The sequence below is a fragment of the Thalassobaculum litoreum DSM 18839 genome (assembly GCF_900102465.1).
In the GTDB taxonomy this organism is placed as follows: Bacteria; Pseudomonadota; Alphaproteobacteria; order Thalassobaculales; family Thalassobaculaceae; genus Thalassobaculum; species Thalassobaculum litoreum.
Window position 1 is genome coordinate 146284 of sequence record NZ_FNBW01000005.1, and the last position, 25247, is coordinate 171530.

Genomic DNA, 25247 nt, shown 5'->3' on the forward strand with positions numbered 1-25247 from the left:
GCATGACGGGCAGCGACGAGGGGGCAGAACGGTGGTCGATTTCAATCAGGCGAACCCCTACGAGAACATCCGCATCCTGGTGCTCGAGGACGAGAGCCATATCCGCCAGATCATCGTGCGGCTGCTGCGGCAGATCGGCTTCCGGCTGATCCACGAAGCCGCCAATGGCGCCGACGGGTTCAAGGAACTGCTGCGGGTCAATCCCCAGGTGATCCTGTGCGACATCCATATGGAGCCGATCGACGGGCTCAACTTCCTGCGCAAGCTGCGCTCCCTGGGCAAGCCGGAATTCACCCGGGTGCCGGTGATCTTCCTGACTGCCGATGCCGAGCGTGGCACGGTCGTGGAAGCCAAGGATCTGCGGGTCGATGGCTACCTGGTGAAGCCGGTCTCGCCCAAGCAGCTCAAGCAGCGGCTTGATGCCGTGCTGTTCCCGGCGCCGAACTGACGCCATCCGACCCGTTGGCGCGCCGCGCCGCCCGCGTTATCGTTTCCCCAACAACAAGAACAGCCGACGAGGAGAGAGGACGCGATGGGTAAGGAAACCTGGAAGTTCAGCCATAACGAAGCGGCGAACGCCGTCTTCACCGAGGGCATGCGCAAGATCTTCGAATACCGGGATCTGGGCGTGAAGGACGCGACCAACGGCGACTACGTGGCCCATATCGTCAAGGCGAACGGCCGCAAGGACACCGACGAGGTGCAGCACTGGCACGTGCACGACTGCGACTTCCAGATGGTCTACGTGCTCAAGGGCTGGGCCAAGTTCGAGTATGCGGGCGAGGGCGTGCACACCATCCGCGCCGGTGACTGCATCAACCAGCGGCCGCTGATCCCGCATCGCGAGATCGAGTGCTCGCCGGACATGGAGCTGCTGGAGATCGTCTCGCCGGCGAACTTCGAGACCCGGATCGTCGACGCCCCTGCCGAAGCGGCCGAGTAAGGTGTTGTCCGACGGAGCGGCGGGTCCGCCGCCGCTCCGGGACTGATCGACGGGGTCAGGTGTAGCGGTAGGGCCGCCCGGCCTTCTCCATGTCCTCGTTGTACTGCTTGAAGATGCCGACGACCTTCGCCTTGAGCGGGGATTCCTTGGCGATCTCGTCCCAGAACACCCGGGCGGCCGCCTCGACCGTCGCCCATTCGGCATCGGGAATGGTGGTGAGCTCCATCTTGGTGCCGTTCACCCGCAGGCTGGCCTCGCCGCCCCAGTACCAGTACTGCCGGTAATAGTGCGACTGGTCGCAGCACACCCGGAACAGGGTCTGCAGATCCTCCGGCAGCTCCTCCCAGCGGCCCATATTGGCGAAGAACGAGCCGCACCAGGCGCCGGAGATGTTGTTGGTCAGGAAGTAGTTGGTCACGTCGGCCCAGCCGACCGTGTAGTCCTCGGTGATGCCCGACCAGGCGATGCCGTCGAGCTCGCCGGTCTGCACCGCGACCTCGATGTCTTCCCAGGGCAGGGTGACCGGCACGACGCCGAACTGGGTCAGGAAACGGCCGGCGGTCGGGAAGGTGAAGACCCGCTTGCCCTCCAGATCCTTCAGCGAGTTGATCGGATCCTTGGTGGCGAAATGGCAGGGGTCCCAGGCGCCGGCGGAGATGTGCTTCACCCCGACCTTGGCGTATTCCTCCTCCCAGATCTGGGCGAGGCCGTACTGGTTGAACAGCACCGGCACGTCCAACGAGTAACGCGAGGCGAAGGGGAAATAGCCGCCGAACACGGTCACTTCGGTCGGCGAGGCCATGCTGTCGTCGTCCGACTGCACCGCGTCGATGGTGCCGCGCTGCAGGGCGCGGAACAGCTCGCCCGTGGGCACGAGCTGGTCGGCGAAGAACAGCTCGATCTGCATGCGGTCGCCGGCGATCTTGTTGAACATGTCGATGGCCGGTTTGACCACGTGCTCGGCCAGCGCCGGGCCGGCATAGGTCTGCATACGCCATTTGATGGTGGACTGCGCGATCGCCGGTGTCGCCAGCGCCGCGGCGGGGGCGGCCGCGGCGGCACCCTTAAGGAATGTGCGTCTCGTGGTCATGAAGCCCTCCTAAACTTTTTGTTGAGGGCGATATGATGACCGTATTTTGCGGTGCGGCGAAAATTATTTTCCGTACACCAGTTCCGGCAGCCACAGGGCGATCTGCGGGAACGCCATGACCAGGGCGAGCGCCATCACCATGACCACCGCGAAGGGCAGGATCGAACGGTAGATGTCGCGCAGGCTGATCTCCGGCGGCGCCATGGCCCGCATCAGGAACAGGTTGTAGCCGAAGGGCGGGGTCATGTAGGCGATCTGGGTGGTGATCGTGTAGAGCACGCCGTACCAGATCAGGTCGAACCCCATCGCGCCGACCAGCGGCACGTAGAGCGGGGCGACGATCACCAGCATGGCGGTGTCGTCCAGGAACGTGCCCATGATGATGAAGCTGAGCTGCATCAGGATCAGGATCGTCCAGGGGCTGAGGCCCAGCTTTTCGGTGAACAGGTCCTCGATCGCCTTGACCGCGCCCAGCCCGTCGAAGATCGCGCCGAAGCCGAGCGCCGCCAGGATGATCCACATGAACATGCAGGAGATGGCAAGCGTGTTGCGGGTCGTGTTCTCGAAAACCTGCCGCGTCATCCGGCCCTTCAGCACGGCGGCGAGGAAGGCGGCGAGGGCACCGATTGCGGAACTCTCCACCAGCGAGGTCCAGCCGTTGACGAAGGGCACCATCATCGAAGCGAAGATCGCCAGCGGCAGCAGTCCGGCGCGCAGCAGCCGAAGTTTCTCCGCCATGTCGATCTGCTCGCGCTCCGCCTTGTCGAGCGGCGGGCCGAGATGGGGCTGCAACTGGCAGCGCACATAGATGTAGACGATGAACAGGGCGGCCATCATCAGTCCCGGCATCACCCCGGCGAGCCAGAGCTGGCCGACCGGCTGGCGGGCGATCATGGCGTAGAGCACCAGCACGACCGAGGGCGGCACCAGGATGCCCAGCGACGAGCCGGCCTGGATTACCCCGGTGACCATGATCTTGTCGTAGCCCCGGCGCAGCAGCTCGGGCAGGGCGATGGTGGCGCCGATCGCCATGCCCGCGACCGACAGCCCGTTCATTGCGGAGATCAGCACCATCAGCCCGATCGTGCCGATGGCAAGCCCGCCGCGCACGGGGCCCATCCACACGTGGAACATCCGGTAGAGATCGTCGGCGATCCGGCTCTCCGACAGCACGTAGCCCATGAAGATGAACATCGGCAGGGTGAGCAGCGGATACCACTTCATGAGCTTCATGGCGGCGGCGAACGGGATCTCCACCCCGCCCACACCCCAGAGCAGCACGCCGGCGGCGGCACCGACGAAGCCGATGGCGCCGAACACCCGCTGGCCGGTCATCAGCATCAGCATCATCGACGAGAACATCAGCAGGGCGATCAGCTCGTAGGACATCACGCCTCTCCGCGCTGCGTCGTTTCGCCGGAGGCGAGGCGGTCGATGTCCTTGAACAGCTCCGCCAGCGCCTGCAGCAGCATCAGCAGCACGCCGAGGCACAGGGTCACCTTCACCGGCCAGATCAGCGGCCGCCAGGCGGTCGAGCTGCGCTCCAGGTAGCCCATCGTCTCCGCCGCCGCGTCGGGGCCGCCGGTGACGAAGGCCCAGAGCAGCTCACCGAAGAAGGCGAAGGGCTCCATGCCGAAATAGCCCAGCGAATAGGCGGTGGAGCTGACCGCGCCGTAGAACAGGACGCCCAGATAGAACATCAGGAACAGCACCGAGAAGCTGTCGACCCAGGCCTTGGTGCGCAGCGACCAGTCGCCGTAGAACAGGTCCATGCGCACGTTGGAACCGAGCTGGATCGAGTAGGGGCCGCCGAGAATATAGTAGGCGACCATCACGAACTGCGCGGTCTCGAGGGTCCACAGCGACGGATCGAAGAAGGTCTTCGACGCCGAGGACCAGAGCAGCACGCCCATCAGCACGAACACCAAGTACATCGCGCAGCGCCCGATGGCCCGGTTCATGGCTTCCACGGCGCGCACATAGCCGCGCATGATCCCCAGCATCGGCCCCCTTTGTCGCCGTTCCCGGCGATCAGCCCGTGCGCCGCGTCCCGGAGCGGTACCGCGACGCAGCGATGTCGTCCCGCGACTATTCCAGCGGACCGGGGCGGGGTCCAGTCCGTTTGGGTCAGCAGGGGTGACCGTTCGGTGCGATCAGCCGGTGGCCCGCTGCATGACGACCACGTCGATCCACTGGCCGAACTTGAAGCCGATCTTCTCCATGTGCCCCACCTTGCGGAAGCCGAAGGCGGCGTGCATCGCCTCCGAACCGGAGGCCGGATCGCTGATCACCGCCATCATCTGCTTCCAGGGTCCGGCCTCGGCGATCCGCACGAGTTCGGCCATCAAGGCCCGGCCGATGCCTTGCCGGATGGCATCGTGGGCGATGTAGATCGAGTTCTCCACGGTGAAGCGGTAGGCCGAGCGGGGACGGTACTTGCTGAGATAGGCGTAGCCGACCACCGCCCCGTCGCGCTCGGCGACGATGTAGGGGAAGCCCGCCTCCAGGATCCCGGCGCGGCGTTCCGCCATCTCCGGCTCGCCCGGCGCCTCCTCCTCGAAGGACGCTGTGCCGTGCCGGACGTGATGGGCGTAGATTTCGGTGATGACGGTGATGTCGGAGGGCTCCGACGGGCGGATGGTCACAGCGGTCATCGCGGGCTTCCGGAAGCGGGACTTCGATGGTTCAATCCTGCCACCGAACGAAACGGGAGGACAGATCATGACGGTGATGGAAGCGGGGATCACGCCCGCCGGTGAAGGGGTGGACGGCGTCGTCTGGTCGATCCTCGGGCAGACCTACAAGCCGAAGCAGGAAAGCGAGAGCTGCTTCACCTTCGAGACGCTGTTCCCGCACGGCACCTTCGTGCCGACGCACATTCATGCCGCCCAGGACGAGTTCATCTACATGCTGGAGGGTACCTTCGATCTGGTTCTGGATGGCCGGAAGGCACAGGCGGTGACAGGCGACCTGATCCACATGCCGATGGGCATCCCGCACGGCATCTTCAACAATTCCGGCAAGGACGTGAAGGCGCTGTTCTGGGTGTCGCCGGCGCGCTCCCTGCGTCAGCTTTTCGAGAAGATCCACAACGTCGCCGATCCGGCCGAGGTGGTGCGTCTGGCGGCCCAGTACGAGGTGGAGTTCCTGCCGCCGCCGTGACCAGTCGGGACGGCGTCCAGGCCTCAGGTGCCGATGCGCCGGCCGAAGGTCTCGGGGTCGTAGATCAGGCAGTAGCGGTCGCGCTTCACGCCGTCGCTGCTCAGCGGTAGGATCAACCGCACGAACGACCAGACACGATCCCTGGTGTCGTAGAACTCATGCTGGCCGAGATCCGGCTCGCCCCGCTGCATAATCTCATTGAGCCGGGCATGCACCTTGGCCAGATCCTCCGGCACGAAAGCCTCCGAAAAGGTCGTGCCCCGCATCGATCGCCCGTGGGACTCGTCGATCAGCGTTGAGGAGAGCCGCAGGACCCAGTCGCCGTGCTCATCGCTCCACTCGACCAGACTGATGGCCTTGATGGCAGCCGGCGGCATGTCGAGCGGATCGATGGACTGCGGAAATCCATTCGCCGCTGTCGGGCGCCACGCCTCAAGACACGCAGCCAGGACCGGATAGTCGTTGATTTTCCCGATGGGCATCGGGATATGCACACTAGGCAGCCTAAAGAAGTTGCTGTCTTCGTTTTCTGGCTTCGGCCACATTTCCAATAAGTACTTTCGCAAGTATAGGACGTGCGTGCATTTAAGAGTATGGCTGAATACCCGTTAATAATCCATTAACCGGTCTATCGTTTTGGGCGAACGCCGCATACCCCCTGGTCTTTTTCTGGCTATATCGGGCTAATCCGAGCGTCGCTGGCCGCCGTATTGAAATCCGAAAGCGGTACAGGGTAATCCGCTTGCGATAGCGGATGTACAGATGCAACTCTACTTTCAGAACGGTGCGTCTCAACGGTACGGGACCTCGCTTATGCCATTGCACAACCTGAACGAACGCCTGCTGACGATGCCGAGGCTCCATGTGCCCGTGGCTCTGGAGGACATCGACGGCTACCCGACCCTCGCCCGTTGCCTTGCGGTGTGGCGCAAGCACTCGGCCGACCGGCTTCCGGCCACCATCGATCCGGTGGAGATGCCGGTGGAGGCGATCAAGGGGATCAGCCTGGTCGATTGGGACCCCAAGATAGAGGACTGGGTGATCCGGCTGTCCGCCACCCTCATGGACCAGGGGCATGGCCGTTCGATGACCGGTACCCGGATGCTGGATATCTACCGTGACGAGGAATATGCGGGCGTGAGGGAGCGGCTGCAGACGACCCTGGAGGCGGGAGAGCCGAGCCTTGCCCGTCACGAGTTCGTCGGCTCGCGCAACCGGCGCTGGGCCTACATGCGCCTGATCCTGCCGCTCAGCAGCGACGGGACAAAACGCGACAGGTACTGCCTGATCTACGATCCGGCCAGTTTCGGCCAACGCGTCGGGACCTGACGCGGGCCGCCGACCTATCCCCGGGCGCGGTTAACGTCCGATTGGCTGAACTTGGCGAGCGTGGCATAGCCGCGCACGATCGCTTCCAGTTCCTCCCGGCTGGCGACCTGGTCCAGCGCGGTGAACCCGTCCGGTGCCCGTTCCTCGACCAGGTCGATCACCCCCTCCGGACCGCCGCCTCGGTTGGTGCGCACGATCTCCGCCGTCGTTGGCAGGCGTTCGGCCTCGTAGGTCTTCAGCGCGCCCTCCACGTCGCCGCCGCACGTCGCCAGCAGCGGCGCGAGACAGCGGGCATCCAGGATCGCCTGGCTGGCCCCGTTGGAGCCGACCGGGTACATCGGATGGGCCGCGTCGCCGAGCAGGGTGACCCGGCCGAACGACCAGCGGTCGACCGGGTCGCGGTCGCACATCGGGAACTCGTAGAAATCGACGGTCTTGGTGATCAGGTCCACCGGATCGATCAGATCCAACTCGAACACGCCGTCCACATACTGCATCACGTCGGCCCGATCGCCGAGCCGGCTCCAGTTCTCGCGTCTCGGCGGCGGACGGGTGCCGTCGCCCAGCCGTGCGACCACGGCCCAGTTGATCAGGGTTTTGTCCGGCGTGTCCGGGTCGTTATAGATCGGATAGCAGACGAACTTGGCGTTCATGCCGCCGGCGATGATCATCGACTTTCCGGTCAGGAACGGCTCGCCCTCCACGGCCCCGCGCCACAGCATCAGCCCGTTCCAGCTCGGCGGTCCCTCGTCGGGATAGAACGTCTCGCGCACCTTGGAATGGATGCCGTCGCAGCCGATCAGCACGTCGCCGGTCACCGTCACCTTCGTGGCGGTGTCGCGCCGCTCGAAACGCGCGGTCACGGTGCCGCCGTCATCCTCGAAGCCGGTGATCTGGTGTCCGGTATGCACATGGTCGTCGCCCAGCCGCTCGCGCACGGCCTCCAGCAGGACGGCCTGCAGCTTGCCGCGATGGATCGAGAACTGCGGGAAGTCGTAGCCGGCATCGGTGCCGCGCAGGTCGCGCCAGATCTCCTGGCCGAAGCGGTTCTGGTAGATCAGCTCGTAGGTGCGGATGCCGATGGCGTCGAGCCTGTCGAGCAGGCCCAATGCGGCGAGCTCCTTGATCGCGTGGGGCAGGGTGTTGATGCCCACGCCGAGCTCGCGGATCGTCATCGACTGCTCGTAGACATGGGCGTCGATGCCCTGTTCGTGGAGGCTGAGCGCGGTGGCGAGGCCGCCGATGCCGCCGCCGATGATGATTGCCTTCATGCGCGCACTCCCTTGCTTTGCCTCCCGCCCGGCGGCGGAGCCGACAGTCTTGCCGAGCCCATGGCCCCCTGTCACGGTCTCGATGTTGCCGACTCCGCGCCCCTCGACCTCCGCGACGGAGGCGGGGAGCCGAGCCTCCTGCGTTCCGTCCACCCTTGCGCGAAACTCTAGGAACGCCGTGGCGGATCGGCCTTGATGTGGATCAAATCCAGATGATCGGCCGCCATGGATGATCGATGGGCTGGCGCGCGCCATGCTAGAAGGCGATCGGAACGGGGATGGCCCGGCTAAGGGCGGCGACCGGCGCCGGGAGATCAGGGGCATGGAGAGCACGGGCGGCGACCCGACAGACGAGAGGGCGTTCGTCGCCGCACTGCAGGCAGGAGAGCGCGTCGCCTTCGAACGGCTGGTGCGCGAGCACGGTGCGCGGATGCTCGCCGTCGCCCGGCGCATGGTGCGCGACGAGGCCACCGCCCAGGACTGTCTGCAGGACGCTTTTCTGTCGGTGCACCGGGCGATCGGTCGGTTCGAGCCGACCGGGTCGCTCGGCGGCTGGCTGCATCGGATCACGGTCAATGCCTGCCTGATGCGGCTGCGCGCCAACAAACGGCTGGCGGAAACCTCGATCGACGAGCTTCTGCCGGCCTTCGATCCCGACGGGATCCGGCTCGGCGAGCCGCGCACCGAGATCCGCAATCCGGAGGATGCCCTGGAGGCGGCCCGGATCCGGGTGTATATGCGGCAGAAAATCGACGAACTGCCCGACGGCTACCGTATCGTTCTGCTCCTTCGCGACATTGAGGGATACAGCACCCGGGAAGCGGCCGAGATGGTGGGGGTCGCGGAGGGAGCGTTGAAGGTTCGGCTGCACCGTGCCCGCGCGGCGCTGAAGACGCTGGTCGAACCCCTGTGGGACGAGTTGGGGACGGCATGATCACGCGTCGCAAGCTCAGATGGCGCATCCAGCACTGGCTGGAGGCCCGGCTGCCGGGGCTGCTGACCTGTGCCCAGTTCGAGGCGCTGGTGGACGCCTATATCGACGGCGAGCTGGGACCGGTGGCGCGGGCGACGGTCGATTTCCACATGCGCACCTGTCCGGTCTGCCTGCGGTATGTCGCCGCCTACCGCAAGGTGCGGGACATGGCGGCCGACACGCTGACCCGGCCCGAGGCCGAGGCGCTGGACGCGATTCCGGAGGATCTGGTCGCCGCCATCCTGGCCGCCCGGGACGCCGAGGCAGGTCGCAAGACACCCTAGCATTTTCATGCGGTTTCGGCGGTGTAAGGGGATGCGCGCGGCGCCGTTGCGTTTGATACTGGAACCTTAACAGGGCCGGTTCACCGCAGGGCATAGGTTTTGGAAATCCGCTTCCCCATGTGGCTTCGGGTTGTCGACCGACCCGGTGCGACGGTCTTCGCCACATTGTCCGCGACCGAGGCCTTCTCGCGGGCCCTGGTCGCCGGCGTGATTCCGCTGGAGGCCTACCGGCTTCTGGAATCCGCCAGGGACGTCAGCATCGCCTACACGGTGATCGGGGTGGTGGCCCTGCTGGCGAGCTTCGCGGTGCCGGTGGTGATCCGGGTGATCCGCCGCAAGTGGATCTTCAGCGCCGGCTGCGTCTTCATGTTCATGGCGCCGCTGCTGATGCTGGCGGAGACTGTCGTTCCCTTCGTCGGCGCGCTGCAGTTCCGTGCGCTGGCCGTGGTCTGCGTCAACATCTCCCTCAACCTCTATATCCTCGACTACATCGCCCGGAAGGATTTCGTCACCGCCGAACCGCGGCGTCTCGCCTTCATGGGCGTGGCCTGGTTCACCGGGCCGGGGCTCGGGATCTATCTGTACAAGACCTTCGGGCTGGAGGCGGTCTGCCTGCCCAGCGCCGTCTTCGCGGTGATCGCGCTGGCCTATTTCTGGGTGCTGCGGATGCGTGAGGACCCGCGGGTGGCGCCGGCCAAGCGGCGGCCGCCCACCCCCTGGGCCAACATCCGCCGCTACCTGGCGCAGCCGCGCCTGCGGCTGGCCTGGGCGATTCCCTTCGCGCGCAGTTCCTACTGGGCGGCGTTCTTCGTCTATCCGCCGCTCTATATCGCCAAATACGGCGGCGACGAGATGCTGTCGGCGATGATGCTGTCGGCCGGGCAGGGGATGCTGTTCGCCGCCCCGCTGGCGGGCAGGCTGGCGCGGGAACTGGGAATGCGGCGGGTGATCATCCTCGCCTTCATCTTCACCGGGGCGATCTGCCTGATCGCCGGGGCGATCCGGCCCTCGCCGGCGATTGTGGCGCTGCTGTTCTTCGTCGGATCCGCCGGGGCGATGACCCTGGACGCGCTGGGCAACATCCCGTTCCTGCGCTCGGTCCATGCCTATGAGCGCTCCGAGATGACCTCGGTCTTCCGCACCTATATCGAGGTGTCGCAGCTTCTGCCGGCGGCGGTCTATGCGCTGCTGCTGCTGTATTTTCCGCTGTCGTCGGTGTTCATCGCCCTGGGCGTGCTGCTGCTGGCGACGGCCTGGCTGTCGACCTACCTGCCGCGCCGGTTCTGAACCGGCGCCGGCTTCGGTCGGCGCCGGATCAGCGCGTGCCGCCGGCCGCCTTGAGGTGCGGCTGGTCGTTGGCGACGTCGGCGAACATCTCCGGAGCGACCGGCTCCAGTTCGACCACGTCGACGGCGACGACGACATTCTCGGCCACCGGGTTGCTGACCTGCTGGTCGGCGAGGGCGGCGCGCTTGGCCTCCCGGTCGTCGCGCATGCTCGACAGGATGGCGGCGGCGATCGGCACCACGGCGCCGATGACGAAAATCACGCATACGATCGCCAGCAGAAACGGGTCGACGTTTCCGGCCCCGGCGACGTGCAGGCTCTCGGCTCCCTGCGGCATGATCTGCGTCCTTATCTTCAGGGGCCCAATCCCGGCCCAAAAAACACGAAAGCCGGCCCCCGTTTCCAAGGGCCGACATCATCATATAAGCGCTTCGTTACCAAACGGTTAGCTCATCCGCGACGCCGATGCTCCAAGCGCGACATGGGACGTCGGATTTATAGTTTTTTCTGTCGTGATTTTCCGCTACATGACCCTCGTCGCCAAGGCTGGGTCGGCACGGGTCGGTCTTTGCGGCTTACGTACATTTTCGGGATGCGTCGCCTCTGGCTCTCTGCCGGTCGAGCGGCGCTTTTTCGTCCGACGCGCCTGTTGTGGGGGAGGCACGGGGTTATGGCTATTCGTTTGGCGACATTGCCGGTCGACGAGGTGAAGGCGCTGGCCGGGATCGCGGGTTTCCCGCGCTGGGCCGGGGATGTGACGGTCGATGACGCCCTGATCGACCATCATCTGGCCAATGACGATCTGATCGAGCCGGATGACGGCCGCGATCCGAACGCGCCGGTGCCGGCGGCCGAACATGCCGGACGGGTCGCCTGGCTGGTCCGCAACGTCGCCCGCGACGGCTGCTCGCTGACCCTGCGCGACGGCCGCATCCAGGACGGCAACCACCGCTTCGCCGCCGCCCTGTATCGCGGCGATTCGCTGATCCGCGTCTGTTTCATGGATTAAGTCAGGGCCGGGGTGGGGTTTCAGCCTCCGCCTCCAGCCATGCGACCAGCGCCCGGACCTTCGGCATCGCCATGCGGTCCGGCGGCGCCACCAGGTGATAGGCCACCCCTTCGTCCACCGGTGCCAGGTCGGCGAAGGGTTCCACCAGCGCGCCCGACGCCAGCGCGTCCTGGGCCATGATCCGGTTCTCCAGCACCACCCCCAGCCCCTGGACCGCGGCCCGCAGCGAGTGTGCAGACTGCGAGAAGCGCAGGTTGCGGGACCCGCGCAGGCCGACGAGCTTGTGCCGGCGCAGCCAGGCCGTCCATCCGGTCAGCCGCTGGTCGGAATGGATCAGGGTCTGGCGCGCGAGGTCGGCCGGGGTGCGGATCCGATCGCGCCCGTGCACCAGCGCCGGCGCGCAGAGCGCCACCAGCCGTTCCGAGACCAGCCGTCGGCTCTCGAGTCCCGGCCAGGGGCCCATGCCGTAGCGGATGCTGGCATCGACCGCCTCGCGCCCGTAGTCGATCGGCCGCGACGTCGCCTCGATCCGCAGATCCACCTCCGGGTGTTCCGCCAGGAAGCGCGGCAGGCGGGGCAGCAGCCAGATCTCGGCGAAGCTGGCGGGGGCGGTGACCACCAGCGTATCGGCTTGGCCGCGCTCGGCGATCTCGGCGGTGGCCGCGCGCAGGGTCTCGAAGGCCGGGGCGATCTTGGAGAAATACACCTGCCCCGCGTCGGTCAGCAGCAGCCGCCGGTTCAGCCGATGGAACAGCTTCAGGCCGAGCGCCTCCTCCAGGACGCGGAGCTGGTGCGACAGCGCCGAGGGGGTGATCGACAGCGCCTCGGCCGCTGCCTTCACGCTCAGCCGCGTGGCCACCGCTTCGAAGGCGCGCAGCGCGGTCAGGGGAGGGAGGGTATCCATATCAGGTCAAAATTCCTCAGTCGACTGCTGTAATAGTATCATTTGTCGCCGCGAAATCCGATCCGCATACTGGGCTGAAAGATGAACGCTGCTCAGGCGAGGCGGCGAGAGACATGCGACAAGGGAGAAGGCCATGGGCAAGATGCTCGATCAGGCGGCGATCGACCGCTACCACAGCGACGGCTACGCCTTTCCTATCCGGGTGATGGACTCGGCGGACGCGGCGTCCTTCCGCCGGCGCTTCGAGGCCTACGAGACCGCCAATGGCGGCTGGTACGAGCTGTCCAAGGGCCAGAAGCTCTATCTTTTGCAGACCTGGGTCTCCGACCTGGTCCAGCACCCGAAGGTGCTCGACGCGGTGGAGGACGTGCTCGGACCCGACATCCTGTGCTGGGGCACCTCGCTGTTCGTGAAGGACGCGCAGAACCCGAGCTTCGTGTCCTGGCACCAGGACGCCACCTATTGGGGGCTGGACCGACCGGACGTGGTCACCGCCTGGATCGCCCTGTCGCCGGCGACGTTGGAAAGCGGCTGCATGAAGGTGATCCCCGGCAGCCAGAAGTGGCAGCAGATCGAGCACCGCGACACTCTCGCCAAGGAGAACCTGCTGACCCGCGGCCAGGAGATGGCGGTCGAGGTGAACGAGGAGGAGGCGGTGGCCATGCCGCTGGCGCCGGGCGAGATGTCCCTGCACCACGTGCTGGTCGCCCATGCCAGCAAGCCGAACGAGAGCGACGACCGGCGCATCGGCGTCGCCATCCGCTATGTCGCCCCGCATGTGCGTCAGATCAACGGCGACAAGGATGCCGCCCTGCTGTGCCGGGGCAGCGACACCCATGGCAACTTCATCCACGAGACCCCGCCGGCCGCCGACATGGACGCCGCCGCCCGGGCCGAGCATGCCCGGATCATGGCCTTCCGCCAGGGCGTTCTCTACAAGGGCGTGGCCGGAAAACCGGCGCATACCGCGGTTTAGGAGCGCCGGGGAACCGGCCGTCTCGGCGACCCATAGGGATCCGCTATCGCACCCATTGCCTCAACTCTGTTGAGGCATGGCGCCGGTTGGCGTAGGGTTTGGGAAGCGATGCGGTTTTCCCTTCCAGGACGCTGAGATGGCCTATTCCTTTGAACAGTTCTGCCAGGACGCTCACGATGCGCTGTCGGCCGATTCCGGCCCGGCCGGCAGGGAGCGGATCCGCGCGCAGCTCGAGAAGCTGCTGCAGAACAAAGAATTCGTCGAGCAGACCTGCGGCCCCCAGGCCGAAATCGGAGTGCACCAGATCTATCGCGATCCGGACTTCGATTTCGTCGTGCTGGCCCATATCAACGACGCGCCGCGCCAGTCGCCGCCGCATGATCACGGCTCTTCCTGGGCGATCTACGGTCAGGCGACCAAGTACACCGACATGAGCGAGTACCGCCGTGTCGATGGCGGCGCGGGTGCCGGCGAGGCCTCGATCGAAAAAGTGAAGACCTACCGCCTGACGCCGGGCCATGCCGGCCTATATGACGTGGGCGCGATCCATGCGATCGACTATCCGGAGGGCGCGCGCTTCGTGCGCGTCACCGGCACCGACCTCGGCACCGTCGACCGGTTGAAGTTCGACATGAAGGCCGGCAAGGCCGAGGTTATCCAGAGTGTTGGGGCAGGCTGAGGACGGGCCAGTGGCGGTTCAGATTCCGGTAAAGGACACAGACGCCGTGGAAACGCGGATCGAGGATCTGTGTGCCAAGCGCGGGCTGCGCATGACCGAGCCACGCCGGGTGATCGCCCGCGTGCTGTCGGCGGCGGAGGATCATCCCGATGCCGAAGCGCTGTACGATCGGGTCAAGGAGGTCGATCCGACGATCTCCATGGCGACGATTTACCGCACGATGAAGCTGTTCGAGGAGATGGATATCGTCTCCAAGCGGGATTTCGGCGACGGCCGGGCCCGCTACGAGCCGCAATCCGGCCCGGAAGACCACCATCATCATATGATTGATGTTGAGACCGGCGAGGTTCTGGAGTTTTATAATCAGGAACTCGAAGACCTGAAGAAGCGGATCGCCCGCGACCTCGGCTTCGATCTTGTGGATCATCATCTGGAGCTGTTCGGCACCCGCCGGAAAAAGCAGCACTGAGTCGGAAGCCATCATGACGGACGTACGAGAGATCGTCGCCTGTAGCCCCAGTGCCGCCTGTCACCAGGCGGTTACACGTACCTACGCGCAGATGCGCGAGAACGGCGCCGATGAGCGCGTGGCCTTCGAGGCGGCGCAGAAGGTCTATACCTGGCATCATCCCGAGGTGCCGCGCGACCGCGTTCCCTACGTCATCGCCGACTGGTTGCCCTGAGCGGGGTTCCGTCCCGTCATCTTTGAATTATTAACCGAGCCGGCCGAAAGCCGGCTTTTCGGCGTTCAATGATGCGGGCACAGCAATGCTGCATTGCGGCATCTGCGCTGGAAGCGCGCCCGGACCCGACGCATCTTCCTGGGTAACACCCTCAAAGGTAACACCCCAGCGATGGAGATACCGGTGGCCACCTATCAGAGCTACTACAAGGTCAAGTATCACGACGAGTTCCAGGTCCGCTGGTCCGTCGAGCAGCAGCAGGCCGCCAGCGAGATGGCCGGCCGTCCGACCCATGCCGTGTCCGGCACCGTCGGTGCCGTCTATGGCGGTGTCATCGCCGGCACCGACGCGGACGCCGACCGCCGGGGCTGAGGCGGCAGTTAAGCCCGGGCGGTCTAACCGATGATACCCGTCATCCCGGCGTACGCCGGGGCGACGATATGCTGCTGGAGAATTGGGTCACCGCGCCGTCCAGCCGCCGTCGACCATCACCGACGACCCGGTCACGGACCCCGATGCCGGCGAGATCAGGTAGAGCGTCGCCGCCGCAACGTCCTCCAGCTGCCCCAATTCTCCCAGCGCGAGCCGCGACAGGGTGTCGGCCTTGAACGCCGGATCCTCGAAGAACGGCCGTGTCAGCGGCGTCTCCACGAAGGTCGGGCAGACCGTGTTCACCCGGATTCCGTGGCCGCCCAGGTCCCAGGCCATCGCCTTGGTCAAGCCCTCCACCGCGTGCTTGCCGGCGCAGTAGACCGTGCGGTTCGGCGCACCCACATGGCCCATCTGGGACGACATGTTGACGATCGTCCCCTTGATGCCGGCGTCGATCATCCCCGTCACCACCGCCTGGGCGACGAAGAAGCAGGCGCGCACGTTCACGCCGAACAGCCGGTCATAGGTCTCCACCGAGACCTGGGTGAACGGCTCCGGCTGGTTCGAGCCGGCGTTGTTCACCAGCCCGTCCACCGGCCCGAGCGCGGCGATTGCGGCCTGGGTTCCGGCGATGTCGGTGACGTCCTGCACCACCGTGTCGGCCGAGCCGCCCTGCGCCTCGATTTTCGCCTTCACCCGTTCCAGCGGTTCGGAGGAGCGGCTCAGCAGGATCACATGCGCCCCGGCCTCGGCGATCGCCTCGGCGCAGGCCGCCCCCAGCCCCTTGCCGGCGCCGGTGACCAGCACCCGCTTGCCGTCCAGGCGGAAGCGGTGGGCGACCCGGATCGGCCTGTCGTCGCCCGTCTGCTCAGGCATTCCTGCCTCCATAGCGGCGCACGCGGATATCGGCCTGCTCTTTGTGCCCGGCGAAGCCCTCCAGGGCGCAGAGCCGCGAGCAGACCTCGCCGACCTTGACGCTGGCCTCGTCCGTCAGCACCCGCTGGTAGGTGCAGGTCTTCATGAACTTGCCGACCCAAAGGCCGCCGGTGTAGCGCGCCGCCTTCATGGTCGGCAGCGTGTGGTTGGTGCCGATCACCTTGTCGCCATAGGAGACGTTGGTGCGCGGGCCGAGGAACAGGGCGCCGTAATTGGTCATGGTGTTCAGGAAATAGTCGTCGTCGGCGGTCATGATCTGCACGTGCTCGCTGGCGATCTCGTCGGCCACCTTGGCCATCTCGGCCAGATCCTCGCAGACGATCACCTGGCCGTAGTCGCGCCAGGCCTGGGCGGCGATCTCCGCCGTGGCGAGGGTCTTAAGCTGGCGCTCCACCTCGGCCATGGTATCGCGGGCCAGCTTCTCAGAATTGGTCACCAGGATCGCCGGAGAGGTCGGGCCGTGCTCGGCCTGTCCCAACAGGTCGACCGCGCAGATCTCGCCGTCCACCGTCTCGTCGGCGACGATCAGGGTCTCGGTCGGCCCGGCGAACAGGTCGATGCCGACCCGGCCGAAGAGCTGGCGCTTGGCCTCGGCGACGAAGGCGTTGCCCGGCCCGACCAGCATGTCGACGCCGCCGATGGTCTCGGTGCCGAGCGCCATCGCGCCCACCGCCTGGATGCCGCCGATGCAGTAGATCTCGTCGGCCCCGCCGAGATGCTGGGCGGCGACGATCGCCGGGTTCGGGCGGCCCTGATAGGGCGGGGCGCAGGTGATGATGCGCTTCACGCCGGCGACCTTGGCGGTCACCACGCTCATATGGGCCGACGCGACCAGCGGGTACTTGCCGCCGGGCACGTAGCAGCCGACCGCATTCACCGGGATGTTCTTATGGCCGAGCATGACGCCCGGCATGGTCTCCACCTCGATGTCCTGCAGGGCGGCCTTCTGGTGTTCGGCGAAGGTGCGGATCTGGGTCTGGGCGAAGCGGATGTCGTCGAGATCGGACGGATCGAGCTCGGCCAGGGCCTGCTCGATCTGCGCCTCGCTCAGCTTGAAGCTGTCGGGCGACCACTTGTCGAACTTCTCCGACAGCGCGCGTACGGCGGCGTCGCCGCGCTTGGCGATATCCGCCAGCGTCGCCTCGACGACGGCGCGCACCTTGGCGTCGTCCTCCTGGCGTTCCTCATCAGAGCGGGCGGTCTTCAGCCAGCGGGCCATCGTCGTCGTCCTCCACGGGTCTCGTTATGTCGTGGAGGACGGTGCCCCTGCAGCGCGGGGATTTCAACCGGCCATCTTGGCGGACGGAGGCGGCGTCTCTTTACCCTTTTTCCCTTCCGTCACGTCCCGGCCTTGTGCCGGGCTGTGCGTTTGGAGAGGGTGTTCCCGAAACCTTACTCGGCGGCGTCCCGGCCGCGGGTGGCGGTGCGGTCGAGCCAGTAGGGGCGGGGGCCGTACATCTCCACCAGATAGTCGACGAAGGCGCGGACCTTGGGCGACAGGTGCCGGTTCGACGGGTAGACGGCGTAGATCGGCACGTCCTCGCTGACCAGGTCGTCGAGTACCGAGACCAGCCGGCCGTCCTGCACGTATTCGCCCGCCACATGGGCGGCGAGCATGGTCAGGCCGGCGCCGGACAGGGCCAGGGCCAGAATCGAATCCCCGTGATTGGTGGCGATGGTGCCGCGGGCGCGCACGATCTTCTCCTCGCCGTCGACGCGGAAGTGCCAGTCGTTGATCGGGCTGCCCGGCTGCAGGGTGATGAGCGCGTGGTCCGACAGGTCCTCCGGTTTGGCCGGCACACCCCACTTCTCCAGATAGGTCGGCGAGGCGACCAGCTTGCGGTGGTTCGGGGCGAGCTTGCGCGCGATCAGCGAGCTGTCCTTGAGCTGGGCGATGCGGATGGCGAGATCGACACCTTCCTCCACCAGATCGACCAGGCGGTCGGCCACCAGCAGCTGCACCTGCACCTCGGGGAAGCGGTCGAGGAAGCCGGGCAGGTGCGGGGCGACGTGGCGGTGCGCAAAGGTCGAGGGGGCCGTGATCTTCAGCAGCCCGCGCGGCGAGCTATGTGCCGTGGTCACCGCCGCCTCGGCCTCATCCACATCGGCGAGGATCCGCTTGCATCGGTCGTAATAGGCGGAGCCGACCTCGGTCAGGCTCACCCGCCGCGTCGTGCGGTTCAGCAGCCGCACGCCGAGCCGGTCCTCCAGAGCGGAAAGCTGCTTGGAGACGACCGACGGCGACAGGTTCATGTGCCGTGCCGCCCCCGCCAGGCTGTTGTTCTCCACAACGGCCGCGAAAATCGACATTCCGGTCAGTACGTCCATAGCGGAACCATCCCCTTAACCGTCCAGAATTAATTCATCCGGAGCATGAATTCGGTGCCATCTTACTTGATTAAATACCCCCTGAAAAGTTTTACATCTCGGTCTCACACGGCGCCGAGAGCATTTCCAGGCACCGTATTCACGGAGGTAGAGATGACCAGCATCGACTTGACGCATGTCCAGAGCGGCGCGGCAGCGGCCGGTGTGACCGAGGCTGCCGGGACCGACCGCTGGAGCACCGCCGCTATCCCGCCGAAGGTTATCGACCGGGCCGTCAGCCATGGCCGCCTGCTGCGGTCCCAGGCGATCGCAGCGATGACCCTGGGAGCCGGCCGCTGGCTCTATGCCACGGCCCGGTCGGCGCTCGGCCGCCGCGCCTCCACCAAGCTCGGCTGCGGCGACTGCGGCGACATGATGCGGGCCTGAGCGGCCCCGACGGGGCACCGGGCCCCAACGAACGATCGCGCGGCGTCATCCCTCGATGGCGCCGCTGCCGTTTCTGCCGTCGCCGGTTTCTGCCGTCGCCGGTTTCGCCATCACCGGTTTCGCCATCACCGATTTTGCTATCACCGCGGCCGCCGGACCATCATCGCCAGGACATACCGGCAGGGCGCCTCGCCGTCGTTGCGGTAACCGTGGCGGCAGGCGCCGTCGTAATAGATCGAGTCGCCGGCCCCCAGCCGGTGGGTTTCCGCGTCCAGGGTAAGGGTCAGCGTCCCGGCCTCCACCATCAGATACTCGTGCGAGCCGGCCGGATGCGGGCCATAGGTACCGGTATCGACCCCGGGTGGAATCGTGGTCTGCATCATCTCGAACTCGACGCCGGGAATGACCGGTGAGAGGATCCGCCGGGTCCAGTCGCCGGGTCCAGGGACCACGACCTGATCGCTCCGGCGCAGCACCACGGCGCGGGCCGGGCTTTCGTCCTCCACCAGCCGGGCGATGGAGGTGCCGAGGCCCGTGGCGATGCGGTGCAGCACCAGGACGGTCGCCGCCTTCTCGCCGCGTTCGACCGAAGACAGCATGCTGAGGCTGATCTCGGCCCGTCCGGCGAGCTCCGCCAGGGTCAGGGACTGGACCTTGCGCATGGCCCGGATCCGCAGACCCAGGGCCGCCAGGTCGAGCGCCGGATCGTCTCTTGTCATTGATTCCTCATTAGTGGAATATATCATCACTATCGTGGAAATCGAGAGACGAATGCGCGGGCGCAAACCGAAATTCAGGCATGTGCGAGGGCGCGACACGGCGTTCCAGTCGCTGCTCGGCCACAATGGCGGCCCGCCGCTGCCGTCGCCGGCGAGCTGGAACGCGTTCTGCTGGCGCAAGGCGGCCGCGAAGTCCCGCACGGCGCCGTCGCGCGAGGTGCTGGCGATCCGCCTGCGCCGCGCCGCCGAGCTGGGTCTCGACTATCCTACCTATGCCGCCGTGCTGGCCCATGCCGGGGCCACGCCCCGGACGTTGGTCGTGGTCCTGTCGCGCGCCGTGATCGCCTATGGCGCCTTCGGCCCGAGGATCGCCGCCGAGGGGAGCCTGGCGCTGCGGGAAGAGGTGGCGGAGAAGCTCGCCGGGCTGTCCCGCCCGGAGATCGTCCTGGTCGCCCCGGCCCCGACGGGCGGCCCGGCCCGCGGGGCGGTGGCCGACGCGCTGGCGGCCACTGTCCGGTCGGCCGGCTGGCGCACGGCGGCGTCCGGGATCCTTCCGGCCGGTGGGGGGCGGGAGACGGCGGAGGCGCTGGCCGCCCTGCTGGCCGATGCCGGCCTGCCGCCCGGCACCGCCCTGCTGATCGCCGATCCCGACGCGCATCAGGAAACCGTGACCCGCGCCCGTCTGGCGGGCCTTCTGTCGCCGCAGCGCTATTTCGCGCTGCCGCCCACGCCATCCACGCCTTGAGGATTGTTCCATGAAGACCAACCGGCCGCTCGCCCCCGAGACCCTCGCCGCCCAGGCGCTCGGGTTCATCGACCCGGAGAACGGCGCCCTGGTGCCGCCGATCCACAGCGCCACCACCTTCGAGCGCCCGCCCGGCGGCATCGTCGGCCCCGGCTACAACTACACCCGCACCGACAACCCGACCTACGCCCAGGTCGAGGCGCTGCTGGCCCGGCTGGAGGGCGGGGAGGAGGCGCTGGTCCTAGCCTCCGGCATGTCGGCGGTGACGGCCCCCTTCCTGGCGCTGGGACCGGGCGACCATGTGGTGGTGCAGGACGTGCTGTACTGGGGCGTGCGCGCCTGGCTGAACGACTTCGCCACCCATTGGGGGTTGAAGGTCCAGTACGTGTCGGCCGGCGATCTGGACGCCCTGCGCGCCGCCATGCGGCCAGGCGAGACCAAGCTGGTCTGGGTCGAGACCCCGGCTAACCCGCTGTGGAACGTGGTCGACATCGCCGCGGCGGCGGAGATCGCCCATGCGGCCGGCGCCCGGCTGGCGGTGGATTCCACGGTCGCCACCCCGGTGCTGACCCGGCCGCTGGAGCATGGCGCCGACCTGGTCATGCATTCGGCCACCAAGTTCCTGAACGGCCATAGCGACGTGCTTGCCGGCGCGCTGATCACCGCCCGCGACGACGACTTCTGGCAGCGCATCCGCATGGTGCGCAAGGATCTGGGCATGGTGATCGGTCCGCAGGAGGCCTGGCTGCTGCTGCGCGGCATGCGCACCCTGCACATCCGCGTGCGCAAGGCCTGCGAGAACGCCCTGGCGATCGCCCAGGCGATGCAGGCCCATCCCAAGGTCACCCATGTGCTCTATCCGGGCCTGCCGGACCATCCGGGCCACGCGGTGGCGGCCCGGCAGATGCAGGGCGGGTTCAGCGGCATGCTGTCGATCCGGGTGGCCGGCGGCAAGGAGGCGGCCTTGGAGACCATGCGCCGGATGGCGGTGTTCACCAGCGCCACCTCGCTGGGCGGCACCGAGAGCCTGGCGGAGCACCGGCGCTCCACCGAGGGTCCGGACTCGCCGGTGCCGGACGACCTGATCCGTCTGGCGGTGGGCATCGAGGCGACGGAGGATCTGATCGAGGATCTGACCCAGGCGCTCGACTTCTGAGCGGCGGGCGAGGCGGCGGGAGGCGGGCTTCCGGCGCCCGTCCCTGTCCGGCCGATGCAGGACGCTTGACGGCGGCGGCCGGCGGCCCGTAGAAGGGGCGCGCATACGCCGTGCGGGGGTCGGGAAACCGTCCCCCGAACGCCCTCCCGGCGGAGGGGTGGCCGAGTGGCTGAAGGCGGCGGTTTGCTAAACCGTTGAAGGGGTAATGCCCCTTCCGTGGGTTCGAATCCCATCCCCTCCGCCAATTCTCACACCACCCCCAACAGCCCGCTCTCTCTTTTGCCCGCCGTGCTCCCGATCGCGGAGGGTTCCGCCGCCGTGCGCCGCCGGGGCTCTGTGCATAAAAGCGGATCGACGGTCGCGCCGTCCCATTCTCTGCCGGCGGGCGGCTCCCCATATGCGGGGCATCGACGCTCGGCGGAGGCCGGGTGCGGATGTCGGGGGATTGATTCATCGTGCTTGAAATCTGGATGCCGCTGTTCGGCGGCCTAGTGCTGCTGATCGTTGGCGGCGAGCTGCTGGTGCGCGGAGCCGTTCAGGTCGCCACCCGCCTGGGCGTCTCGCCGCTCGTCATCGGCCTGACGCTGGTCGGGTTCGGAACCTCCACGCCGGAGCTGGTCACCTCGCTGCAGGCCGGGCTCGCCGGAGCGCCCGGGATCGCCTACGGCAATATCGTCGGCTCCAACATCTCCAACATCCTGCTGATCGTCGGCATCGCCGCCCTGGTCTGCCCGATCGCGGTGCAGTCGGGCGCCCTGAAGCGGGACGGCGGCGTGATGGTGGCCGTGGTCGCGGTCTTCGCCGGGCTGTCCGCGCTGATGCCGATGGGGACGGGGATCGGAGCGGCCTTCCTGGCGGCCCTGGCCGGCTATATCTACCTCGCCTTCCGCCAGGAACGGGTCGCCGTGCCGGACGGACATGGCGCCGTCTACGACAAGAGCGCGGCCCTGCAGGACGCCGATCCCGGCGCGTCGCCCGGGGCCGGGCCGGGCGGATCGCTGGTGCTGTCGCTGGCGACCGCCGGCCTCGGCCTGGGGCTGGTGGTGCTGGGCGGCCATTTCCTGGTCGACGGCGCGGTGTCCCTCGCGCGCGACCTTGAGATCTCGGAGACGGTGATCGGGCTGACCATCGTGGCGATCGGGACGTCGATGCCGGAACTCGTCACCTCCGTCATGGCCGGCATCCGGCGGCAGAGCGACGTGGCGTTCGGCAATATCGTCGGCTCGAACATCTACAACATTCTCGGGATCGGCGGCATGACCGCCCTGGTCGCACCCGGCACGGTGCCGGCCGAGATCGTCGGCTTCGACAACCTGGTGATGGTCGGCGTGTCCGTGCTGATGATGGTCTTCGCCTATACCGGACTGCGGATCGGTCGCCGGGAGGGCGGGTTGCTGCTGGCGGGATACGGGGGCTATCTCTACGCGATCTGGCCGTAGGAGGGACCGGCCTGAGCGGGGTGCCCCGGCGGGGCGATGCTCCGGCGTTGTGCGGTGCGAAAACCAGGTGAGAAGTCGCGGCCGTCCCGCTAGAGCAGATCGTGCGGTGACGGGATCACTCCGTGATCGCGTCAACGTGCGTGAATCTGCTCTATCTGATTGTTTCAGAGACAAATTCACCGACCATATTGAATCATGAAATGATTCAATATGGTCGGATTTGGCTCTAGCCTGACGTGCTGCGGACCGGTTCCGCAGTCCCGCCTCCCGCGCTCCGCCGCCCGCCACCCACGGAGATCCGCATGCCCGCGCCGCTCGTTCGCATCGAGACGTCCGATATCCTGCCGCAGGAGGCCGATGTCGTCGTCATCGGCGGCGGCATCATCGGCGCCTGCACCGCCTATTACTTGGCCCGGCGCGGCGTGTCGGTGGTGCTGCTGGAGAAGGGGCAGATCGGCGCCGAGCAGTCGAGCCGGAACTGGGGCTGGTGCCGGCAGCAGAACCGCGACGCCCGCGAGCTGCCGCTGGCCACCCGCAGTCTGGCGCTGTGGGACGCGCTGCCCGGGGAGATCGGCGAGGATGTGGGTTTCCGCCGCTGCGGGCTGACCTATCTGACCGATGATGAGGAGCAACTCGCCACCTGGAGCGCTTGGTGCGATTTCGCCAGGGGGCAGGGGGTTGAGACACACGTGTTGTCCGGTGCCGCACTGGCGCAGCGCGGCGGCGTCACCGGCAAGACCTGGCGCGGAGGGGTGTGGTCGCCCGGCGACGGCACCGCCGACCCGTCGCGGGCGGCCCCGATGTTCGCCAAAGGGGTTGAGAAGTTCGGCGGCACGGTGGTCCAGACCTGTGCCGCGCGCGGGCTGGAGGCTCATGCCGGCCGGGTCGGCGCCGTGATCACCGAGAAGGGGGTGATCCGCACACCGCAGGTCGTCATGGCCGGTGGCGCCTGGGCCTCGTCCTTCTGCCGCCAGCACGGCATCCGCTTCCCGCAGGCGACCGTCCGTTCGACCGTGGTGTCGGTCGCCGGGGCGACGGACATTCCCGATGCGGTCTTCACCCCGGACAGCGCGATCACCCGCCGCGGCGACGGCACCGTTACCCTGGCGATCGGCGGTCGGGGCGAGCTCGATCCGACCCTGCAGACCCTGCGCTTCGCCGGTCCCTTCATGCCGATGTGGCTGAAGCGCCGGAAGTCGGTTTCGCCGGGCAGTCTCCAAGGCATGTGCTGGGGCCACGAGACCATGGTGCGCTGGGTGATGGACCAGCCGACGCCGATGGAGAAGGCGCGCATCCTCGACCCGAAGCCTTCGAGTCGGGTGACGAACGAGACCCTGGCGCGGGCCCGCAGGGTGATGCCGGGGCTGCGCGACGCCACCATCGCCCAGAGCTGGGCCGGCTATATCGACAGCACGCCCGACGGGGTGCCGGTGATCGGCGAGGTGCCGGGCCTGCCGGGCTGCCTCCTGGCGGCCGGGTTCAGCGGCCACGGCTTCGGCATCGGCCCGGGCACCGGCTACATGATCGCCGACATGGTCACCGGGACGCCGAGCTACGTGGACACCGACCAGTACCGGCTGTCGCGCTTCGACACGGGGGCGTGGGGCAAGGTGGCGGAGTTCTGATCGGCTCGTAACTCGGGCCGATCAGGCCGCGTCCGACATGTAGGGTTCCACCGGGGCGGCGATCCGGCCGTCGCGGATCGGTACGCAGGCATCCGGGAAGTCCTGGCGGAACCGGGCGCCGAGCGCCGTGGCCTTGTCCAGGAACTCCTCCAGCCGGTCCATCGCCCCGGTGGGCAGGTCGTGCAGCACGATCAGTGTCCAGGGCTGCGCCTTGCACTGGGCCAGCGCGGTCTCCACCCAGCCCTCCGGATCGGCCCAGTCGCGCGGGATCGCGTTCCACAGCACGCAGGAATAGCCCTCGCCGGTCAGGTGGTCGACGACCGAGCGCCGCAGCAGACGCCCGTCCAGATTGCCGCCACCGCCGAACGGCCGGAACAGCCGGGTCTCGGCCCCGGCGTCGCGCAGCGCGCGGTCGGTGGTGGCGATCTCCGCCTCGACCACGTCGGGATCCAGGTTCTCGCCGAGCGGAATGGTGTGGGTATAGGTGTGGTTGCCGATCCGGTGTCCGTCGGCGAGCGCGGCGCGGACCAGGCCGGGCCCGTCCGGATGCTCCAGCTTTCGGCCGACCACGAAGAAGGTCGCCTTCAGGCCGCGCGCCCGCAGGATGTCGAGGACGCGGGGCGTGACCTCCGGATCCGGGCCGTTGTCGAAGGTGAGGGTGAGATCGAACATGGGGCATCCGTTTGTGGCGGCTGTCCCCTTACTTTCCCGCCGACCGCCGCACGGCACAACACCCCGATCGGCAAAACGGCCGCGCGCCGATGGACGCCGGCGCAAAGGCGTCCCGCGCCGACCTCATATTGACAACGCTTTCCAGGGGTTCCACTCCTTGGCCGGATACCGCGCCATGCACTACCATCCGGGCCGGATCGGGGGCGGCGCCGCCAAGGGGCCGCAAACCGGAAAACCGA

General features: G+C 67.2%; 31 protein-coding genes and 1 tRNA gene. 19 read left to right on the plus strand and 13 right to left on the minus strand.

All coding sequences use genetic code 11. The annotated features are described in order from the left end of the window. The first annotated feature begins 31 nt into the window (after window positions 1-31). Together BLS34_RS09505 and BLS34_RS09510 are read left to right on the plus strand one after the other, a co-directional pair. On the plus strand, window positions 32-448 hold the full coding sequence (locus tag BLS34_RS09505; RefSeq protein WP_051243541.1) for a response regulator: 417 nt from the start codon (window positions 32-34) through the stop codon (window positions 446-448). A gap of 84 nt (window positions 449-532) precedes the next feature. Then, the gene (locus tag BLS34_RS09510; RefSeq protein WP_028792748.1) at window positions 533-943 is read left to right on the plus strand and encodes a cupin domain-containing protein; all 411 of its coding nucleotides are present in this window, start codon (window positions 533-535) and stop codon (window positions 941-943) included. 55 nt (window positions 944-998) lie between these two features. On the opposite strand, the gene BLS34_RS09515 is transcribed toward BLS34_RS09510, so the two are convergent. The 4 genes from BLS34_RS09515 to BLS34_RS09530 form a co-directional block, all read right to left on the minus strand. Next, complete coding sequence (locus BLS34_RS09515; RefSeq protein WP_028792747.1) at window positions 999-2033, minus strand: TRAP transporter substrate-binding protein; 1035 nt, start codon at window positions 2031-2033, stop codon at window positions 999-1001. A 63-nt stretch (window positions 2034-2096) separates the two neighbouring features. Then, window positions 2097-3422 carry a TRAP transporter large permease gene (locus BLS34_RS09520; protein ID WP_093149878.1) on the minus strand — a complete coding sequence of 442 codons (1326 nt, stop codon included), beginning with the start codon at window positions 3420-3422 and terminating at the stop codon, window positions 2097-2099. Beyond that, the gene (locus BLS34_RS09525) at window positions 3422-4036 is read right to left on the minus strand and encodes a TRAP transporter small permease subunit (protein WP_093149880.1); all 615 of its coding nucleotides are present in this window, start codon (window positions 4034-4036) and stop codon (window positions 3422-3424) included. The genes BLS34_RS09520 and BLS34_RS09525 overlap by 1 nt, the downstream gene beginning before the upstream one ends. Window positions 4037-4186: 150 nt before the next feature. Further along, the gene (locus tag BLS34_RS09530) at window positions 4187-4687 is read right to left on the minus strand and encodes a GNAT family N-acetyltransferase (RefSeq protein WP_093149883.1); all 501 of its coding nucleotides are present in this window, start codon (window positions 4685-4687) and stop codon (window positions 4187-4189) included. Window positions 4688-4754: 67 nt separating this feature from the next. Here BLS34_RS09530 and BLS34_RS09535 point away from each other — a divergent pair, with 67 nt between their 5' ends. Beyond that, entirely contained in the window at window positions 4755-5195 is a 441-nt protein-coding gene (locus tag BLS34_RS09535; protein ID WP_093149884.1) for a cupin domain-containing protein, read from the plus strand. Window positions 5196-5218: 23 nt separating this feature from the next. Here the strand turns inward: BLS34_RS09535 and BLS34_RS09540 are convergent, their stop codons facing one another. Beyond that, window positions 5219-5677 (minus strand): PAS domain-containing protein, encoded by a 459-nt coding sequence (locus BLS34_RS09540; RefSeq protein WP_139189200.1) that lies wholly within the window; start codon window positions 5675-5677, stop codon window positions 5219-5221. Between the two features lie 331 nt (window positions 5678-6008). On the opposite strand from BLS34_RS09540, the gene BLS34_RS09545 reads away from it, so the two are divergent. Beyond that, window positions 6009-6524 (plus strand): PAS domain-containing protein, encoded by a 516-nt coding sequence (locus BLS34_RS09545; protein ID WP_093149889.1) that lies wholly within the window; start codon window positions 6009-6011, stop codon window positions 6522-6524. A 14-nt stretch (window positions 6525-6538) separates the two neighbouring features. Here the strand turns inward: BLS34_RS09545 and BLS34_RS09550 are convergent, their stop codons facing one another. Next, window positions 6539-7795: a flavin-dependent oxidoreductase gene (locus BLS34_RS09550; protein ID WP_093149891.1), complete on the minus strand. Its 1257-nt coding sequence runs from the start codon at window positions 7793-7795 to the stop codon at window positions 6539-6541. A 322-nt stretch (window positions 7796-8117) separates the two neighbouring features. Here BLS34_RS09550 and BLS34_RS09555 point away from each other — a divergent pair, with 322 nt between their 5' ends. The 3 genes from BLS34_RS09555 (at window position 8118) to BLS34_RS09565 (ending at window position 10339) form a co-directional block, all read left to right on the plus strand. Further along, the gene (locus tag BLS34_RS09555; RefSeq protein ID WP_175474171.1) at window positions 8118-8729 is read left to right on the plus strand and encodes an RNA polymerase sigma factor; all 612 of its coding nucleotides are present in this window, start codon (window positions 8118-8120) and stop codon (window positions 8727-8729) included. Continuing rightward, window positions 8726-9052 carry an anti-sigma factor family protein gene (locus tag BLS34_RS09560; RefSeq protein WP_093149895.1) on the plus strand — a complete coding sequence of 109 codons (327 nt, stop codon included), beginning with the start codon at window positions 8726-8728 and terminating at the stop codon, window positions 9050-9052. The genes BLS34_RS09555 and BLS34_RS09560 overlap by 4 nt, the downstream gene beginning before the upstream one ends. Window positions 9053-9169: 117 nt before the next feature. Continuing rightward, a complete protein-coding gene (locus BLS34_RS09565; RefSeq protein WP_028792738.1) occupies window positions 9170-10339 on the plus strand; it encodes an MFS transporter in 1170 nt (389 codons plus the stop codon). A gap of 28 nt (window positions 10340-10367) precedes the next feature. Here the strand turns inward: BLS34_RS09565 and BLS34_RS09570 are convergent, their stop codons facing one another. Next, window positions 10368-10676: a hypothetical protein gene (locus tag BLS34_RS09570; RefSeq protein ID WP_028792737.1), complete on the minus strand. Its 309-nt coding sequence runs from the start codon at window positions 10674-10676 to the stop codon at window positions 10368-10370. 333 nt (window positions 10677-11009) lie between these two features. Here BLS34_RS09570 and BLS34_RS09575 point away from each other — a divergent pair, with 333 nt between their 5' ends. After that, window positions 11010-11348 (plus strand): hypothetical protein, encoded by a 339-nt coding sequence (locus BLS34_RS09575; protein WP_139189202.1) that lies wholly within the window; start codon window positions 11010-11012, stop codon window positions 11346-11348. Between the two features lies 1 nt (window position 11349). On the opposite strand, the gene gcvA is transcribed toward BLS34_RS09575, so the two are convergent. After that, the gene (gcvA, locus tag BLS34_RS09580; RefSeq protein ID WP_093149896.1) at window positions 11350-12252 is read right to left on the minus strand and encodes a transcriptional regulator GcvA; all 903 of its coding nucleotides are present in this window, start codon (window positions 12250-12252) and stop codon (window positions 11350-11352) included. 133 nt (window positions 12253-12385) lie between these two features. Between gcvA and BLS34_RS09585 the strand changes: the two genes are divergently transcribed. From BLS34_RS09585 to BLS34_RS09600, 5 genes are all read left to right on the plus strand, one after another. Next, on the plus strand, window positions 12386-13228 hold the full coding sequence (locus BLS34_RS09585; protein WP_093149899.1) for a phytanoyl-CoA dioxygenase family protein: 843 nt from the start codon (window positions 12386-12388) through the stop codon (window positions 13226-13228). Between the two features lie 136 nt (window positions 13229-13364). Then, complete coding sequence (locus BLS34_RS09590) at window positions 13365-13907, plus strand: cupin domain-containing protein (RefSeq protein WP_028792733.1); 543 nt, start codon at window positions 13365-13367, stop codon at window positions 13905-13907. 46 nt (window positions 13908-13953) lie between these two features. Then, window positions 13954-14376, plus strand: a complete 423-nt coding sequence (locus tag BLS34_RS09595; protein WP_028792732.1) for a Fur family transcriptional regulator — start codon at window positions 13954-13956, stop codon at window positions 14374-14376. A 13-nt stretch (window positions 14377-14389) separates the two neighbouring features. After that, on the plus strand, window positions 14390-14590 hold the full coding sequence (locus tag BLS34_RS25340; protein ID WP_139189204.1) for a hypothetical protein: 201 nt from the start codon (window positions 14390-14392) through the stop codon (window positions 14588-14590). 183 nt (window positions 14591-14773) lie between these two features. Next, on the plus strand, window positions 14774-14962 hold the full coding sequence (locus BLS34_RS09600) for a hypothetical protein (RefSeq protein ID WP_051243535.1): 189 nt from the start codon (window positions 14774-14776) through the stop codon (window positions 14960-14962). Between the two features lie 87 nt (window positions 14963-15049). On the opposite strand, the gene BLS34_RS09605 is transcribed toward BLS34_RS09600, so the two are convergent. The 3 genes from BLS34_RS09605 to BLS34_RS09615 form a co-directional block, all read right to left on the minus strand. Then, on the minus strand, window positions 15050-15838 hold the full coding sequence (locus BLS34_RS09605) for an SDR family NAD(P)-dependent oxidoreductase (RefSeq protein WP_093149900.1): 789 nt from the start codon (window positions 15836-15838) through the stop codon (window positions 15050-15052). After that, window positions 15831-17117, minus strand: a complete 1287-nt coding sequence (hisD, locus tag BLS34_RS09610; protein WP_028792729.1) for a histidinol dehydrogenase — start codon at window positions 17115-17117, stop codon at window positions 15831-15833. The genes BLS34_RS09605 and hisD overlap by 8 nt, the downstream gene beginning before the upstream one ends. Window positions 17118-17290: 173 nt before the next feature. Beyond that, on the minus strand, window positions 17291-18208 hold the full coding sequence (locus BLS34_RS09615) for a LysR family transcriptional regulator (protein ID WP_245565535.1): 918 nt from the start codon (window positions 18206-18208) through the stop codon (window positions 17291-17293). A 171-nt stretch (window positions 18209-18379) separates the two neighbouring features. On the opposite strand from BLS34_RS09615, the gene BLS34_RS09620 reads away from it, so the two are divergent. Continuing rightward, window positions 18380-18652 (plus strand): hypothetical protein, encoded by a 273-nt coding sequence (locus tag BLS34_RS09620; RefSeq protein WP_093149901.1) that lies wholly within the window; start codon window positions 18380-18382, stop codon window positions 18650-18652. A 140-nt stretch (window positions 18653-18792) separates the two neighbouring features. Here BLS34_RS09620 and BLS34_RS09625 read toward each other — a convergent pair whose 3' ends face one another. Further along, window positions 18793-19371: a helix-turn-helix domain-containing protein gene (locus tag BLS34_RS09625; RefSeq protein WP_093149904.1), complete on the minus strand. Its 579-nt coding sequence runs from the start codon at window positions 19369-19371 to the stop codon at window positions 18793-18795. A 52-nt stretch (window positions 19372-19423) separates the two neighbouring features. Between BLS34_RS09625 and BLS34_RS09630 the strand changes: the two genes are divergently transcribed. The 5 genes from BLS34_RS09630 (at window position 19424) to BLS34_RS09650 (ending at window position 24336) form a co-directional block, all read left to right on the plus strand. Further along, a complete protein-coding gene (locus tag BLS34_RS09630) occupies window positions 19424-20116 on the plus strand; it encodes a hypothetical protein (RefSeq protein WP_093149907.1) in 693 nt (230 codons plus the stop codon). A gap of 10 nt (window positions 20117-20126) precedes the next feature. After that, window positions 20127-21272, plus strand: a complete 1146-nt coding sequence (locus tag BLS34_RS09635) for a trans-sulfuration enzyme family protein (RefSeq protein ID WP_093149909.1) — start codon at window positions 20127-20129, stop codon at window positions 21270-21272. Between the two features lie 151 nt (window positions 21273-21423). Beyond that, window positions 21424-21516: transfer RNA gene (locus tag BLS34_RS09640), tRNA-Ser, on the plus strand. 211 nt (window positions 21517-21727) lie between these two features. Beyond that, window positions 21728-22711, plus strand: coding sequence for a calcium/sodium antiporter (locus BLS34_RS09645; protein ID WP_245701951.1), 984 nt, complete (start codon window positions 21728-21730; stop codon window positions 22709-22711). Window positions 22712-23013: 302 nt separating this feature from the next. Continuing rightward, window positions 23014-24336: an NAD(P)/FAD-dependent oxidoreductase gene (locus BLS34_RS09650; protein ID WP_093149915.1), complete on the plus strand. Its 1323-nt coding sequence runs from the start codon at window positions 23014-23016 to the stop codon at window positions 24334-24336. Between the two features lie 21 nt (window positions 24337-24357). Here BLS34_RS09650 and BLS34_RS09655 read toward each other — a convergent pair whose 3' ends face one another. Then, the gene (locus tag BLS34_RS09655; RefSeq protein WP_093149916.1) at window positions 24358-25008 is read right to left on the minus strand and encodes a polysaccharide deacetylase family protein; all 651 of its coding nucleotides are present in this window, start codon (window positions 25006-25008) and stop codon (window positions 24358-24360) included. Window positions 25009-25247 lie beyond the last annotated feature (239 nt).

Excerpts from the sequence above, each read along its gene's own strand:
- BLS34_RS09510 (WP_028792748.1), top strand. The coding sequence starts at position 533 with ATGGGTAAGGAAACCTGGAAGTTCAGCCATAACGAAGCGGCGAACGCC.
- BLS34_RS09515 (WP_028792747.1), bottom strand. The coding sequence starts at position 2,033 with ATGACCACGAGACGCACATTCCTTAAGGGTGCCGCCGCGGCCGCCCCC.
- BLS34_RS09520 (WP_093149878.1), bottom strand. The coding sequence starts at position 3,422 with ATGTCCTACGAGCTGATCGCCCTGCTGATGTTCTCGTCGATGATGCTG.
- BLS34_RS09525 (WP_093149880.1), bottom strand. The coding sequence starts at position 4,036 with ATGCTGGGGATCATGCGCGGCTATGTGCGCGCCGTGGAAGCCATGAAC.
- BLS34_RS09530 (WP_093149883.1), bottom strand. The coding sequence starts at position 4,687 with ATGACCGCTGTGACCATCCGCCCGTCGGAGCCCTCCGACATCACCGTC.
- BLS34_RS09535 (WP_093149884.1), top strand. The coding sequence starts at position 4,755 with ATGACGGTGATGGAAGCGGGGATCACGCCCGCCGGTGAAGGGGTGGAC.
- BLS34_RS09540 (WP_139189200.1), bottom strand. The coding sequence starts at position 5,677 with ATGCCCATCGGGAAAATCAACGACTATCCGGTCCTGGCTGCGTGTCTT.
- BLS34_RS09545 (WP_093149889.1), top strand. The coding sequence starts at position 6,009 with ATGCCATTGCACAACCTGAACGAACGCCTGCTGACGATGCCGAGGCTC.
- BLS34_RS09550 (WP_093149891.1), bottom strand. The coding sequence starts at position 7,795 with ATGAAGGCAATCATCATCGGCGGCGGCATCGGCGGCCTCGCCACCGCG.
- BLS34_RS09555 (WP_175474171.1), top strand. The coding sequence starts at position 8,118 with ATGGAGAGCACGGGCGGCGACCCGACAGACGAGAGGGCGTTCGTCGCC.
- BLS34_RS09560 (WP_093149895.1), top strand. The coding sequence starts at position 8,726 with ATGATCACGCGTCGCAAGCTCAGATGGCGCATCCAGCACTGGCTGGAG.
- BLS34_RS09565 (WP_028792738.1), top strand. The coding sequence starts at position 9,170 with ATGTGGCTTCGGGTTGTCGACCGACCCGGTGCGACGGTCTTCGCCACA.
- BLS34_RS09570 (WP_028792737.1), bottom strand. The coding sequence starts at position 10,676 with ATGCCGCAGGGAGCCGAGAGCCTGCACGTCGCCGGGGCCGGAAACGTC.
- BLS34_RS09575 (WP_139189202.1), top strand. The coding sequence starts at position 11,010 with ATGGCTATTCGTTTGGCGACATTGCCGGTCGACGAGGTGAAGGCGCTG.
- gcvA (WP_093149896.1), bottom strand. The coding sequence starts at position 12,252 with ATGGATACCCTCCCTCCCCTGACCGCGCTGCGCGCCTTCGAAGCGGTG.
- BLS34_RS09585 (WP_093149899.1), top strand. The coding sequence starts at position 12,386 with ATGGGCAAGATGCTCGATCAGGCGGCGATCGACCGCTACCACAGCGAC.
- BLS34_RS09590 (WP_028792733.1), top strand. The coding sequence starts at position 13,365 with ATGGCCTATTCCTTTGAACAGTTCTGCCAGGACGCTCACGATGCGCTG.
- BLS34_RS25340 (WP_139189204.1), top strand. The coding sequence starts at position 14,390 with ATGACGGACGTACGAGAGATCGTCGCCTGTAGCCCCAGTGCCGCCTGT.
- BLS34_RS09605 (WP_093149900.1), bottom strand. The coding sequence starts at position 15,838 with ATGCCTGAGCAGACGGGCGACGACAGGCCGATCCGGGTCGCCCACCGC.
- hisD (WP_028792729.1), bottom strand. The coding sequence starts at position 17,117 with ATGGCCCGCTGGCTGAAGACCGCCCGCTCTGATGAGGAACGCCAGGAG.
- BLS34_RS09615 (WP_245565535.1), bottom strand. The coding sequence starts at position 18,208 with ATGTCGATTTTCGCGGCCGTTGTGGAGAACAACAGCCTGGCGGGGGCG.
- BLS34_RS09620 (WP_093149901.1), top strand. The coding sequence starts at position 18,380 with ATGACCAGCATCGACTTGACGCATGTCCAGAGCGGCGCGGCAGCGGCC.
- BLS34_RS09625 (WP_093149904.1), bottom strand. The coding sequence starts at position 19,371 with ATGACAAGAGACGATCCGGCGCTCGACCTGGCGGCCCTGGGTCTGCGG.
- BLS34_RS09630 (WP_093149907.1), top strand. The coding sequence starts at position 19,424 with ATGCGCGGGCGCAAACCGAAATTCAGGCATGTGCGAGGGCGCGACACG.
- BLS34_RS09635 (WP_093149909.1), top strand. The coding sequence starts at position 20,127 with ATGAAGACCAACCGGCCGCTCGCCCCCGAGACCCTCGCCGCCCAGGCG.
- BLS34_RS09650 (WP_093149915.1), top strand. The coding sequence starts at position 23,014 with ATGCCCGCGCCGCTCGTTCGCATCGAGACGTCCGATATCCTGCCGCAG.
- BLS34_RS09655 (WP_093149916.1), bottom strand. The coding sequence starts at position 25,008 with ATGTTCGATCTCACCCTCACCTTCGACAACGGCCCGGATCCGGAGGTC.